Here is a 12,763-nt window from a genome sequence, read left to right as displayed (position 1 = left end):
ATCGGGGGGGCCTTGTGGGAATGTTCAGCGCGGCATGGCTCGGGCAATGATGGCATCGAAATCGGTGCCCGCACCCAGCGACCCGAAGCTGTAACCCCACTGCCCGGCCAGGCGCGACTCGCAGAAGGCGCCGAACACGGCCGAAGGCGCGGTCTGCGCCAGCAGCGCGGCCTGCACGGCCAGGGCCACGTCCTGCGCCAGGCGGCGGGCTTCCATCTCGGTGGCCATCTCTTCCACGCGAGCCGGCAGGCGATCGGCCAGGTGATCCAGCGCGGCGTGCATGCCGCGCGCGGGCGCGAGTTCCTGGGCCAGCGCGGCGGCGGCATCGGCCTTGCGCAAGGCGCGCAGCAGGTCCAGCGCCATGATGTTGCCCGCGCCCTCCCAGATCGAGTTGAGCGGCATTTCGCGGTAGATGCGCGCCATGACGCCCTCGCCGCCCTCCTCCACGTAGCCGTTGCCGCCCAGGCATTCCATGGCTTCCTGCGCGAAGTGGCTGCCGCGCTTGCAGATCCAGAACTTGGCCACCGGGGTGAGCAGGCGCGTCATCACCTGCTCGTGCGGGTCGGCCGCGCGGTCGAAGCTGCGCGCCAGGCGCAGGGCCAGCGCGGTGGACGCCTCGGACTCCAGCGCCAGGTCGGCCAGCACGTTCTTCATCAGCGGCTGGTCGATCAGCGCCTTGCCGAAGGCCTTGCGCTGCGTGGTGTGGTTCAGCGCGATGGACAGCGCCTGGCGCATCAGGCCGCTGGTGCCCAGCGCGCAGTCCAGCCGCGTCATGGTGCCCATGGCCAGGATCTGCGGCACGCCGCGCCCCTCCTCGCCCACCAGCCAGGCGCTGGCGCCCACGAACTCCACCTCGGAGCTCGCGTTGGCCTTGTTGCCCAGCTTGTCCTTCAGGCGCTGGATGAACAGCTGGTTGAGCGTGCCGTCGGGCAGCACGCGCGGCAGGAACAGGCACGAGAGCCCGCTGGCCGTCTGCGCCAGGATCAGGAAGGCGTCGCACATCGGTGCCGAGAAGAACCACTTGTGGCCGGTGACGCTGTAGCGCTGGCCCCAGGCGTCGCTGCCGGCGGGCTCGGCGCGCGTGGTGTTTGCGCGCACGTCGGAGCCACCCTGCTTCTCCGTCATGCCCATGCCCATGGTCAGGCCGGGCTTGTCGCGCCAGACCGTGAGCGCCGGGTCGTAGGCGCGGCTGGTGAGGCCGGGCGCCCAGTCCCGGTAGATGGCCGGGTTGTCCTTGAGCGCGGGCGCCACCGCGTAGCTCATGGAGATGGGGCACAGGATGGAGGGTTCCAGCTCGGTGAAGAGCATGAAACCGGCGGCGCGCAGCTGGTGGGCGTGGCCGGTGGCCTGCTGCTCGGCCGAGAACGCGGTGCCGTGCAGGCCCGCGCCCACCGCGGCCGTCATCAGCGCGTGGTAGCTCGGGTGGAACTCCACCTGGTCGATGCGGTGGCCGAAGCGGCTGTGCGTCTTGAGCTGCGGCGTGTGCACGTTCGCCAGGCGCGCGTGCGTCTGCATCTCGCCGTTGCCCACCGTGGCGCCCAGCGCCTGCAGCGGCGCGGTGTCCAGCGCGGGCGCGTTGAATTTCAACGCCGCCTGCATCGGCCGGTTGCCGTCGAACAGGTTCACATCCACCAGCGGCTCGGGCTGGTTGAAAACGTCATGCGTGGCGGGCATCTCGGGGTCTCCTCGGGGCAAAGATCCGGGTCCAGGTGTCGCTCAGGTCGCGCACCTCGGCGGCGTCCAGCGCGCCCTTGTCGCGCAGCAGCCGGTGCAGGCGCGGCAGGTGGTAGTGCGGCACGGCCGGGTACAGGTGGTGTTCCAGGTGGTAGTTCACGTGGTGCGGGAACAGCAGCGCGCGGCCCAGCCAATTGGCCAGCGAGCCGCTGGTGCGGTTGCAGCGCGCCGCGGTCAGCGGCGAGGACAGGTCGGTCACCGCGCCGTGCTCGCAGATCGCACGCAGGCGCAAGATGGGCTGCAGCACCGTGACCAGGGGCAACAGCCACAGCACCGCGTACATCAGCAGGCCTTGCGCACCACCCCAGGCGAAGGCCGCCAGCGGCGCGGTCAGCTGGAAGGCCAGCACCAGCCAGCGGTCCTGCCGCGCGGCGGCGCGCAAGGCGGGCGAGGTGTCGTCCAGCGGGCGGATCTCGCGCCGCGTGTCGTCGTTGATGGCGGGCGCACCGAAGAAGTAGGCGTAGGTCTTCCAGGCGTTGAGGCCCAGCAGGTCTTCACCCAGCTTGCGCAACAGGTACAGGCGACCGCGCGGGTAGCCGCCGTGGATGGCGGTGTCCGGGTCTTCCTCGGTGTAGAGGTGGTTGTGGTGCAGGCGGTGCGTGACGCGGTAGGTGCACATCGACAGGCCCACGGCCATGCCCATCAGCCGGCCCAGGCCGTCGTTGGCCCAGCGCGCGGCGAACAGGCGGTAGTGGGCGGCCTCGTGGATCAGGATGAAGACGGCGTGCTGCGCCACACCGAGCACCAGCACGCTGAGCACCAGCCACGGGCTGGGCCAGGTAAGCACCGCCAGCGCCACGGCCGCGGCGATCCAGCCCAGGGTCTGCGCGATCGCCAGCAGGGAGCGCGCCGTGGACAGCCGCGTCAGCGGCGCCAGCTCGGCCGTGCTGAGCAGGCGGCGCGCCTGCGCGTTGCGCGCGCCGGGTGCCCGCAGGTCCTGGCGGAACTCTTCACCTTGCTGCTGGCCCGGCGTGTCCACGCGCGACCCCGGTGGCTCAGACCAGCTTGACGAGCTGCTTGCCGAAGTTCTTGCCCTTGAGCAGGCCCATGAAGGCCTCGGGCGCGGCGGCCAGGCCCTGCGCCACCGTTTCGCGCGGGCGCAGCTTGCCGGTGCCCACCAGCGTGCCCAGCTCGGTCAGGGCCTCGGGCCAGACTTCCATGTGCTCGCTGACGATGAAGCCCTCGACCTTGAGGCGGTTCACCAGGATCAGCGCGGGGTTGGCCAGCGGCAGCGGCTGGCCGTCGTAGCCGGCGATCATGCCGCACACCGCGATGCGGCCGAAGGCGTTCATGCGCAGCAGCACCGCGTCGAGCACCATGCCGCCCACGTTTTCGAAGTAGCCGTCGATGCCCTTGGGACAGACTTCCTTCAAGGCCTTGGCCAGCGAGTACATGTCCTTGTGGACCTTGTAGTCGATACAGGCGTCGAAGCCCAGCTCTTCCACCGCGTACTTGCACTTGTCCGGGCCACCGGCGATGCCAACCGCGCGGCAGCCGCGCGCCTTGGCCAAAGCACCGAAGGCGCTGCCCACCGCGCCCGTGGCGGCGCTCACCACCACGGTGTCGCCGGCCTTGGGGTTGATGATCTTCACCAGGCCGTACCAGGCGGTCACGCCCGGCATGCCGACCGCGCCCAGGTAGTGCGACAGCGGCACGTGGGTGGTGTCCACCTTGCGCAGCGCGCCGGGCTGGCCGGCATCGACCACGCTGTATTCCTGCCAGCCGCCCATGCCCACGACCTTGTCGCCGGGCTGGAACTTGGGGTGCTTCGATTCAGCGACCTCGCCCACGGTGCCACCGATCATCACCTCGCCCAGCGGCTGCGAGGCGGCGTAGCTCTTGCTGTCGTTCATGCGGCCGCGCATGTAGGGGTCCAGGCTCAGGAAGTGGTGGCGCACCAGCACCTGGCCGTCGGCCAGCGCGGGCGTCTGGGTGGTGACGAGCTTGAAGTTGTGGACGGTGGCTTCACCGTCGGGGCGGTTGTCGAGCAGGATCTGTTGGTTGGCGGGCATGGTGTTTCTCCGTTGGGCGACAAGGACCGTCAGTCGGTCCGGATGCGGTTGAGGGGCTGCGCGCTGCTGGCGCCGGTGGCCAGGCGCGGCATGAGCTTGAAGGTGCCGGTGGCGTGGGCGCAGAGCTTGCCGGCGGCGTCGTGAATGTGGCCTTCGGTGAAGACCATCGTGGCGGTGCGGTGCAGCGTGCGGCCCGTGGCCCGCAGCGGCCCCTTGGCGGCGCGCATGAAACTGGTCTTCATCTCGATGGTGACCGCGCCCATGTCGGGCTCGGTGGAGCGCGCGGCGTGGGCCATGACCACGTCGAGCAGCGTCATGCTGGCGCCGCCGTGCACCACGTCGAACGAGTTCAGGTGGTCGGGCCCCGGGTCGAAGCGAAGCTCCGCCTCCCCGCCTTCGAACCGGTGCAGTTCGAAGCCCAGCAGCTCGACGAAAGGGATGCGGACGGAAAACTCCATGAAACGCTCAGCCTCCGGTGATCACGCTGACGCCACCGTCCACCGCCAGCCACTGGCCCGTGATGTGCTTGCCGGCGTCGGAGGCGTAGAGCACGGTCAGGCCCTTGAGGTCTTCGTCGTCGCCCAGGCGGCGCAGCGGTGCGTGCGAAGCGAGTTTTTCCTCGCCCATGGTCTTGAGCGTGCCCACGGTCATCTTGCTCGGGAAGAAGCCCGGGCAGATCGCGTTGACGGTGATGCCGTACTTGCCCCACTCGGCGGCCAGCGCGCGGGTGAAGTTGATCACCGCGCCCTTGGAGGTGTTGTAGGCGATGGTGTTCATGCCCGAGGGGTTGCCGCCCAGGCCGGCGATGGACGCGGTGTTGATGATGCGGCCCGACTTGCGCGCGATCATGCTGCGCCGGGCGATCACCTGGCTCAGGATGAAGTAGCTGCGCACGTTGAGGTTCATCACCTTGTCCCAGGCCTCCACCGGGTGGTCTTCGGCCGGCGCGCCCCAGGCGGCGCCCGCGTTGTTCACCAGGATGTCGATGTCGCCCAGGCGCTGCAGACTCTCGTCGGCCAGGCGGTGGATGTCTTCTTCCTTCGAGCAGTCGGCCGCGATCCAGCGCGCGTCGATGCCGGCGGCCTGCAGTTCGGCGGTGGCGCTCTCCAGGTCCTCGGCCTTGCGCGAACTCACCAGCACGCGCGCGCCGGCCTCGCCCAGGGCGTGGGCCATCTGCAGGCCCAGGCCGCGCGAGCCACCGGTGATCAGGGCGGTCCGGCCCTTGAGGTCGAAGAGTTGGGGAATGGTTCGGGTCATGTGGTCTCCTGTGGTGTCTGTGAAGAATCAGGTCTCGTAGTCCATGCACTGCCGCTGCTCCACCACCAGGCGCATGAACGGCTTGAGGGCGGTGTGCGAGGGATGGTTCTGGTACGCGGCGAGCGCGTCGCGGCCGGTGAAGCTGCTGTTGAGCACCAGATCGTAGGTGCATTCCAGGTCGCCGCCGGCGGTGGCGACCTCGAAGCGAACGATGCCGGGCACCAGCTTGGCACAGGCATCGAGCAAGGCCTTGGCCTTGGCGATGTTGGCCTCGTGGCTGCTGCCGTCGGCCGTGGCCTTGATCTTCCACATGACGATGTGATGCAACATCAGAAGGCCTCCTCGGGCAGGGCCGCGCAGGTCTGGTCGCGGCTGCTCACCACCTGCAGCCACGCGCCGATCTTGGGCAGCTCGTAGTGGAAGAAGAAGCGCATGGCGGCCAGGCGGCCGGTGCGGGCGTTCGATTCGGGTGCCACGTGCGCGGCGAGCGCCACGTCCAGCCAGACCCAGGCCAGCACCGTGTGGCCGAAGGCCTGCAGGTAGGGCACGGCATTGGCCAGCGCGTCGGTGGGTTCGCCGGTGGCCCAGGCGGCCTTGGTGGCGGCGCCCACCTGCGCGAGCGCCTGGCCCAGCGCATTCGCGTGGGCGGCCAGTTCGGGCACGTGGATGGCGCGCTGGATGGTGTCGTTGATGCGCCCGGCCAGCAGGCTCAGGCCCTTGCCACCTTCCATCAGCACCTTGCGGCCCAGCAGGTCCATGGCCTGGATGCCGTGCGTGCCTTCGTGGATCATGTTCAGGCGGTTGTCGCGCCAGTACTGCTCCACCGGGAAATCGCGCGTGTAGCCGTAACCGCCATGGATCTGGATCGCCAGGCTGTTGGCCTCCAGGCACCACTCGCTGGGCCAGCTCTTGGCGATGGGCGTGAGCACCTCCAGCAGCAGGCGCGCGTCGTCAGCCGTGGCGGCGTTGGCCGTGTGCTGCTCGTCCACCAGGCGCGCGCAATACAGCTCCAGCGCGAGCGCGCCTTCGCAATACGCCTTCTGCGCCAGCAGCATGCGCTTGACGTCCGCGTGTTCGATGATGCGCACCGGCGGCTGCGCCGGGTCCTTGCCGGCCGGGCCCATGGGGCGGCCCTGCGGGCGGTTCTTCGCGTAGTCCAGGCTGGCAAGGTAGCCCGCCATGCCCAGCATGGTGGCGGCCATGCCCACGCCGATGCGGGCCTCGTTCATCATGTGGAACATGCAGTGCAGGCCTTTGCCCGCCTGCCCCACCAGATACCCCACCGCGCCCGCTTCGCCCTGCACCGGGTACTTGCCCTCGCCGAAGTTGAGCAGCGTGTTGGTGGTGCCGCGCCAGCCGCACTTGTGGTTCAGGCCCGCGAGCGCCACGTCGTTGCGTTCGCCCGTCAATTCCCCGGCGGGGTTCACGATCTTCTTGGGCACGATGAAAAGCGAGATGCCGCGCGTGCCGGGCACCAGCTTGCCGTTTTCGTCCGGGATCTTGGCCAGCACCAGGTGGATGATGTTCTCGGTCAGCTCGTGCTCGCCGGCCGAGATCCACATCTTGTTGCCCTTGAGGCGGTAGCGCGGCCCGAGCGGGTCGCTCTCGAAGCCGGCGCCATCGGGCACGGCGCGGGTCGTCACGTCGCTCAGCGACGAACCGGCCTGCGGTTCGGACAGGCACATGGTGCCGGAGAACCGGCCCGAGAACTCGTTGAGCGCGAACACGTTCTTCTGCGCCTCGGTGCCGTGCACCATGAGCAGGTTGGCGTTGCCGGTGGTGAGCATGCCGCTGCCGATGCTCACCGAGGCCATGGCGAAGAAGGCGTTGGCCGCGGCCTCCACCGTGTAGGGCAGCTGCATGCCGCCCACCTCGTAATCCTGCGCGGCGCTGAGCATGCCGCTCTCGGCGTAGGCCTTCTGCGCGTCGTGCGTGGCCTGGGGCAGGATCACCTTCTCACCGTCGAAATGCGGTTCCTGCGTGTCCACCACGCGGTTGAACGGCGCGTACTTCTCGCGCGCGATGCGCTCGCAGGTGTCGAGCACGGCGTCGAAGGTCTCGCGGCTGTGGTCGGCGAAGCGCTCGCGCCCGCTCAGCGCGGGCGCATCGAGCCAGTCGTAAAGCAGGAAATCGACGGTGGGGCGCAGGCTCATGGATGTCTCTTCTTCAGTTCTTGGGTGGCAGCGCGGCGATGGTGCCCTGCGACACCGCGCAGAGTTTCTCCACCCCATCTTTGACCACGAAGACGTCGCAGCGGCAGACCGATTGCGTCCTGCCGGTGTGCACGGCGTCGGCCCGGGCGATCAGGCGCTCACCAATCGCAGGCCGCAAATAGTTGATCTTGAACTCAGCCGTGACCACCGGCAAGCCCAGGGCACTGCCACCGGCGTAGGTAAGCGCGTTGTCGGCGGCGTAGCTCAGCACGCCGCCGTGGACGAAGCCGTGCTGCTGCTTCACCGATTCGCCGATGGGCACGTGCAGCTCGCAATGCCCCTTGGAAAACGCGGCCAGCTCGGCGCCGATGAGGCGCGAGAACGGCTGCGCGGCCAGCACCTCGCGCCCCATCGCCAGAAACACCTCGGGGCTGACGCTGGCCTCGGCCATGGTGCCGGCCCTCAGAGGACTTCGAACACGCCGGCGGCGCCCATGCCACCGCCAATGCACATGGTCACGCAGACGCGCTTGGCGCCACGGCGCTTGCCTTCGAGCAGCGCGTGGCCGGTCAGGCGCTGGCCCGACACGCCGTAGGGGTGGCCCACGGCGATCGCGCCGCCGTTCACGTTGAGGCGGTCGCCGGGGATGCCCAGCTTGTCGCGGCAGTAGATCACCTGCACCGCGAAGGCTTCGTTGAGCTCCCACAGATCGATGTCGCTCACCTTCAGGCCCAGGCGCGCGAGCACCTTGGGAATGGCGAAGACCGGGCCGATGCCCATTTCATCGGGCTCGCAGCCGGCCACCGCGAAGCCAAGGAAACGGCCCAGGGGTTTGAGGCCGCGCTTCTCGGCGAGGGTCTCGTTCATCAGCACGCAGGCACCGCCGCCGTCGCTGAACTGGCTGGCGTTGCCGGCCGAGATCACGCCTCCGGGAATCGCCGGGCGGATGCCGCTGATGCCTTCCTTGGTGGTGCCGGCGCGGATGCCTTCGTCGTTCTCCACCGTCACCTGTTTGGTGCTCAGGCCCATGACCTTGTCGACCACGCCGGCGGTCACGGTGATGGGGGCGATCTCGGCCTTGAAGAGACCCGCTTCCAGCGCGGCCGTGGCCCGCTGCTGGCTGGCGGCGCCGTACTCGTCCATGGCGTCGCGCGAGATGTTGTAGCGCTTGCGCAGCCTGCTCGGCGGTCTGCAGCATGTTCCAGTAGATCTCGGGCTTGTTCTTCACCAGCCAGGGGTCGGCCAGCATGTGGGTGTTCATTTCCTGCTGCACGCAGGAAATGCTCTCCACACCGCCGGCCACGTACACGTCGCCCTCGCCCGCGATGATGCGTTGCGCGGCCATGGCAATGGTCTGCAGGCCGGACGAGCAGAACCGGTTCACCGTCATGCCCGAGGTGGTGATGGGCAGGCCGGCGCGCAGCGCGATCTGGCGCGCGATGTTGGCGCCGGTGGCGCCTTCGGGGTTGGCGCAGCCCATGATGACGTCGTCCACTTCAGCGGCTTCGATGCCGGCGCGCTGCACGGCGTGCTGCACCGCGTGGCCGCCGAGCGTGGCGCCATGGGTCATGTTGAAAGCGCCCTTCCAGCTCTTGGCCAGGGGGGTGCGGGCGGTGGAAACGATGACGGCGTTGGTCATGAAATGTTCTCCTAGTGTGGGGTTCGTGGGCTCAGGCGTTGAAGGTCTTGCCTTCGGCCACGAGTCGCGCCAGCAGCGGTGCCGGCTCCCAGAATTTCGCGTCGTCCAGCGGGTTCTTGGCGAAGCGCTTCATGCTCTGCACCACGTTGAACAGGCCCACCGTGTCGGCGTAGATCATCGGACCGCCGCGGTGGATCGGGAAGCCATAGCCGAAGATGTAGACCACGTCGATGTCGCTGGCCTTGTTGGCGATGCCCTCTTCCAGGATGTGCGCGGCCTCGTTCACCAGCGAGTACACCAGGCGCTGCACGATCTCCTCGTCGGAGATCTTGCGCGGCGTGATGCCGAGCGACTTGCGGTGGTCCTCGATCATCTTCACGACCTCGGCGTTCGGGATCGCGTCGCGCTTGCCCGGCACGTAGTCGTACCAGCCGGCACCGGTCTTCTGGCCGAAACGGCCCTTCTCGCACAGCAGGTCGGCCGTCTTGCTGTACTTCATGTCCGGCTTTTCCTGGTAGCGGCGCTTGCGGATCGCCCAGCCGATGTCGTTGCCGGCCAGGTCGCCCATGCGGAACGGGCCCATGGCCGATGCCGAACTTCTCCATCGCCTTGTCCACCTGTTCGGGCGTGCAGCCCTCGTCCAGCAGGAAACCGCCCTGGCGGCCGTACTGCTCGATCATGCGGTTGCCGATGAAGCCGTCGCACACGCCGGAGACCACCGCCGTCTTCTTGATCTTCTTGGCCACGGCCATCACGGTGGCCATGACGTCCTTGGCGGTCTTCTCGCCGCGCACCACTTCCAGCAGCTTCATCACGTTGGCCGGGCTGAAGAAGTGCAGGCCCACCACGTCCTGCGGGCGCTGGGTGAAATTGGCGATCTGGTTCACGTCCAGCGTGGAGGTGTTGGAGGCCAGGATCGCGCCGGGCTTCATCACGCGGTCGAGTTCCTTGAACACCTTTTCCTTCACGCCGATCTCTTCGAACACGGCCTCGATCACGAGGTCGGCCGAGCCGATGTCGTCGTAGCTCAGTGTGGTGCTCAGCAGCGCCATGCGCTGCTCGTACTTGTCCTGCTTGAGCTTGCCCTTCTTCACCTGGGCTTCGTAGTTCTTGCGGATGGTCGCGATGCCGCGGTCCAGCGCCTCCTGCTTCATCTCCAGCATCTTCACCGGAATGCCGGCGTTGAGGAAGTTCATGGAGATGCCGCCGCCCATGGTGCCGGCGCCGATGACGGCCACCGAGGCGATCTCGCGCTTGGGCGTGTCTTCCGGCACATCGGGAATCTTGCTCGCGGCGCGCTCGGCCGTGAACAGGTGGCGCAGCGCGCGGCACTCGGGCGTCCACATCAGGTTGATGAAGATCTCGCGCTCGAAGGCCATGCCGTCGTCGAACTTCTTCTTGGTGGCGGCTTCCACCGCGTCCACGCACTTGGCCGGCGCCGGGAAGTTCTTGGACATGCCCTTGACCATGTTGCGCGCGAACTGGAAGTACGCGTCGCCCTTGGGGTGCTTGCAGGGCAGGTCACGCACCCGGGGCAGCGCGCTGCCGTCGGCGTGTTTCGCGGCCATCTCGCGGGCCAGGGCCAGGGCTTCCTCGGCCAGGCTCTCGGGCGAGGCCGACAGCTTGTTGAACAGCATCTGGCCGGGCACCTGCGCCAGCATCTCGCTCTTGACGGCCTCGCCGCTCACGATCATGTTGAGCGCGGGCTCCACGCCCAGCGCGCGCGGCAGGCGCTGCGTGCCGCCGGCGCCGGGAATCAGGCCCAGCTTCACTTCGGGCAACGCCACGTTGGTGCCGGGCGCGGCGATGCGGTAGTGGCAGCCCAGGGCCAGCTCCAGGCCGCCGCCCATGGCGACGGAGTGGATCGCGGCGATGACCGGCTTGGAGGCGTTTTCCACCGCCAGGATCACCGACAGCAGGTTCGGCTCGGCCAGCGCCTTGGGCGAGCCGAACTCGCGGATGTCCGCCCCACCCGAAAACGCCTTGCCGGCACCCGTCAGCACGATGGCCTTCACGGCCGGATCGGCCTCGGCCTTGGCCAGCCCGTCGGTGATGCCCTGGCGGGTGGACAGCCCCAGGCCGTTGACCGGCGGGTTGTTCATGGTGATGACGGCCACATCGCCGTGGACCTGGTACTCAGCGGTCATGAAAAAGCTCCTTCGTTGTATGTCGGACAGTGCCTGAGGGCGTTGACTGTGACGCTCTTCTTTAAAAAGAACGATCGTTCGATTCTAGAAAGATTGTGCAACGCCGCAAGACCCGGGTGTCGCCGGCTTGTCTCAGGGAGGCGAAAAAAGGAATTGGCTCCGGAGGGCGTGCCCGCAACCAGGATGCCGTGGGTCCGGCTCCGCCGGCCCACAGGCATCGCCCCCCAGTGGGGGGTGCCGCCGCAGGCGGCGCGGGGGAGTCCCGGCGCCGGGCCGCCCCAAGCCGGGAAAGCCCCCTTGGGGGGCAGCGACCCGCGCAGCGGCGGAGCGTGGGGGCCACACCTAAACCTCCAGCCACTCCTTGCGGGTGTAAGGATCGGCGCGCAGGCTCTCCGGCGTGCCCTGGAACACGATGCTGCCGTGCCCCATGACCAGCGCGCGATCCGAAATCGCCATGGCAATCGTCAGCTTCTGCTCGATCAGCAGCACCGAGATCCCGCGCGACTTGAGCGTCTGCAGGTACTGGCCGACCAGCTCCACGATCTTGGGCGCCAGGCCCTCGGTGGGCTCGTCGATGATGATGAGGTCGGGGTCGCCCATGAGGGCGCGGCACAGCGTGAGCATCTGCTGCTCGCCGCCCGAGAGCACGCCCGCTTCGGTGTGCTGGCGCTCGCGCAGGCGCGGGAACATGCCGTACATGTCCTCGAAGCTCCAGCGCGAGCCCTTGCCGCGGCCCTTCTGCCCCAGCATCAGGTTCTGGTGCACGGTGAGCGTGGGGAAGATGTCGCGGTTCTCCGGCACGTAGCCCAGGCCCAGGTGGGCCACCTCATAGGCCTTCTTGCCCATGATCTGCTGGCCCTTCCAGTGGATGCTGCCCTGGCATTCCACCAGGCCCATGACGGCCTTGGCGGTGGTGGAGCGGCCCGAGCCGTTGCGGCCCAGCAGCGCGACGATCTCGCCGGGCTGCACGTCGAAGCTCACGCCGTGCAGGACGTGGCTCTTGCCGTAGTAGGCGTGGAGGTTTTCGATTTTCAACATCAGTGTGCCGCTCCCTGCGCGTCTGCCACGTGCGAGCCCAGGTAGGCCTCCTGCACGCGCTGGTTGGCCCGGACGGCGGCGGGTGTGTCGAAGGCGAGCACCTCGCCATAGACGACCACGGCGATGCGGTCGGCCAGGCCGAACACCACGCCCATGTCGTGCTCCACCGTGAGCAGGGTCTTGCCCACGGTCACTTCCTTGATGAGGCTGATGAAGCGGCTGGTTTCGCTCTTGCTCATGCCGGCGGTGGGCTCGTCGAGCAGGATCACGTTGGCGCCGCCGGCGATGGTGATGCCGATCTCCAGCGCGCGCTGCTCGGCGTAGGTCAGGTTCATGGCCAGCGTGTCGCGCTTGCGGTCGAGTTTGATCATCTCCATGAGCTGCTCGGCGCGCTCGTTGGCGTCGTCCAGGTCGGCCAGGAACTTCAGGAAGGTGTACTTGTAGCCCAGGCTCCAGAGCACGCCGCAGCGCAGGTTCTCGAACACGCTGAGCTTGGGGAAGATGTTGGTGATCTGGAAGCTGCGCGAGAGCCCGGCGCGGTTGATCTCGAACGGCTTCTTGCCGTCGATGCGCTGGCCGTTGAGCAGCACCTGGCCGCTGCTGGGCGCGAAGCGCCCGCTGATGAGGTTGAACAGCGTGGACTTGCCCGCGCCGTTGGGGCCAATGATGCCCACGCGCTCGCCCGCCTTCACAGCCAGGTTCACGCCCCGGATGATCTCGGTCTTGCCGAAGCTCTTGCGCAGGTCCTTGAGTTCCAGCGCGTAGGTTGATGGTGCGTTCATG

Annotated in this window: 10 protein-coding genes and 2 pseudogenes; all 12 read right to left on the bottom strand. The window is 68.1% G+C overall.

The genetic code is table 11. The features are described from left to right. Positions 1-24 precede the first annotated feature (24 nt). The 12 genes and pseudogenes from ACFJGX_RS17275 to ACFJGX_RS17220 all read right to left on the bottom strand — a co-directional run bounded on the left by ACFJGX_RS17275 (position 25) and on the right by ACFJGX_RS17220 (position 12,762). A complete protein-coding gene (locus ACFJGX_RS17275) occupies positions 25-1,674 on the bottom strand; it encodes an isovaleryl-CoA dehydrogenase (protein WP_382326647.1) in 1,650 nt (549 codons plus the stop codon). Next, positions 1,658-2,713: a fatty acid desaturase family protein gene (locus ACFJGX_RS17270; protein WP_382324910.1), complete on the bottom strand. Its 1,056-nt coding sequence runs from the start codon at positions 2,711-2,713 to the stop codon at positions 1,658-1,660. The genes ACFJGX_RS17275 and ACFJGX_RS17270 overlap by 17 nt, the downstream gene beginning before the upstream one ends. Before the next feature lie 16 nt (positions 2,714-2,729). Then, the gene (locus ACFJGX_RS17265; protein WP_382157810.1) at positions 2,730-3,746 is read right to left on the bottom strand and encodes an NADP-dependent oxidoreductase; all 1,017 of its coding nucleotides are present in this window, start codon (positions 3,744-3,746) and stop codon (positions 2,730-2,732) included. A gap of 29 nt (positions 3,747-3,775) precedes the next feature. Further along, positions 3,776-4,204: a PaaI family thioesterase gene (locus ACFJGX_RS17260; protein WP_382157808.1), complete on the bottom strand. Its 429-nt coding sequence runs from the start codon at positions 4,202-4,204 to the stop codon at positions 3,776-3,778. A gap of 7 nt (positions 4,205-4,211) precedes the next feature. Next, positions 4,212-5,003 carry an SDR family oxidoreductase gene (locus tag ACFJGX_RS17255; protein WP_291119432.1) on the bottom strand — a complete coding sequence of 264 codons (792 nt, stop codon included), beginning with the start codon at positions 5,001-5,003 and terminating at the stop codon, positions 4,212-4,214. 27 nt (positions 5,004-5,030) lie between these two features. Further along, complete coding sequence (locus ACFJGX_RS17250; RefSeq protein WP_382324912.1) at positions 5,031-5,333, bottom strand: Dabb family protein; 303 nt, start codon at positions 5,331-5,333, stop codon at positions 5,031-5,033. Continuing rightward, complete coding sequence (locus tag ACFJGX_RS17245) at positions 5,333-7,156, bottom strand: acyl-CoA dehydrogenase (protein WP_382326645.1); 1,824 nt, start codon at positions 7,154-7,156, stop codon at positions 5,333-5,335. The genes ACFJGX_RS17250 and ACFJGX_RS17245 overlap by 1 nt, the downstream gene beginning before the upstream one ends. A gap of 13 nt (positions 7,157-7,169) precedes the next feature. Then, positions 7,170-7,607: a PaaI family thioesterase gene (locus ACFJGX_RS17240; RefSeq protein ID WP_382324914.1), complete on the bottom strand. Its 438-nt coding sequence runs from the start codon at positions 7,605-7,607 to the stop codon at positions 7,170-7,172. 11 nt (positions 7,608-7,618) lie between these two features. Beyond that, a pseudogene (locus ACFJGX_RS17235) lies at positions 7,619-8,795 on the bottom strand (acetyl-CoA C-acyltransferase). Between the two features lie 31 nt (positions 8,796-8,826). After that, a pseudogene (locus tag ACFJGX_RS17230) lies at positions 8,827-10,942 on the bottom strand (3-hydroxyacyl-CoA dehydrogenase NAD-binding domain-containing protein). Between the two features lie 342 nt (positions 10,943-11,284). Beyond that, complete coding sequence (locus tag ACFJGX_RS17225; protein WP_382157796.1) at positions 11,285-11,980, bottom strand: ABC transporter ATP-binding protein; 696 nt, start codon at positions 11,978-11,980, stop codon at positions 11,285-11,287. Then, on the bottom strand, positions 11,980-12,762 hold the full coding sequence (locus ACFJGX_RS17220; RefSeq protein ID WP_382324916.1) for an ABC transporter ATP-binding protein: 783 nt from the start codon (positions 12,760-12,762) through the stop codon (positions 11,980-11,982). Before ACFJGX_RS17220 ends, ACFJGX_RS17225 begins: the two co-directional genes overlap by 1 nt. Position 12,763 lies beyond the last annotated feature (1 nt).

It is taken from the genome of Hydrogenophaga sp. UC242_50 (genome assembly GCF_042697355.1).
GTDB lineage: Bacteria > Pseudomonadota > Gammaproteobacteria > Burkholderiales > Burkholderiaceae_C > Hydrogenophaga.
Note: the sequence above shows the minus strand (reverse complement) of the source record. Positions and strands in the feature narration are given on the sequence as shown.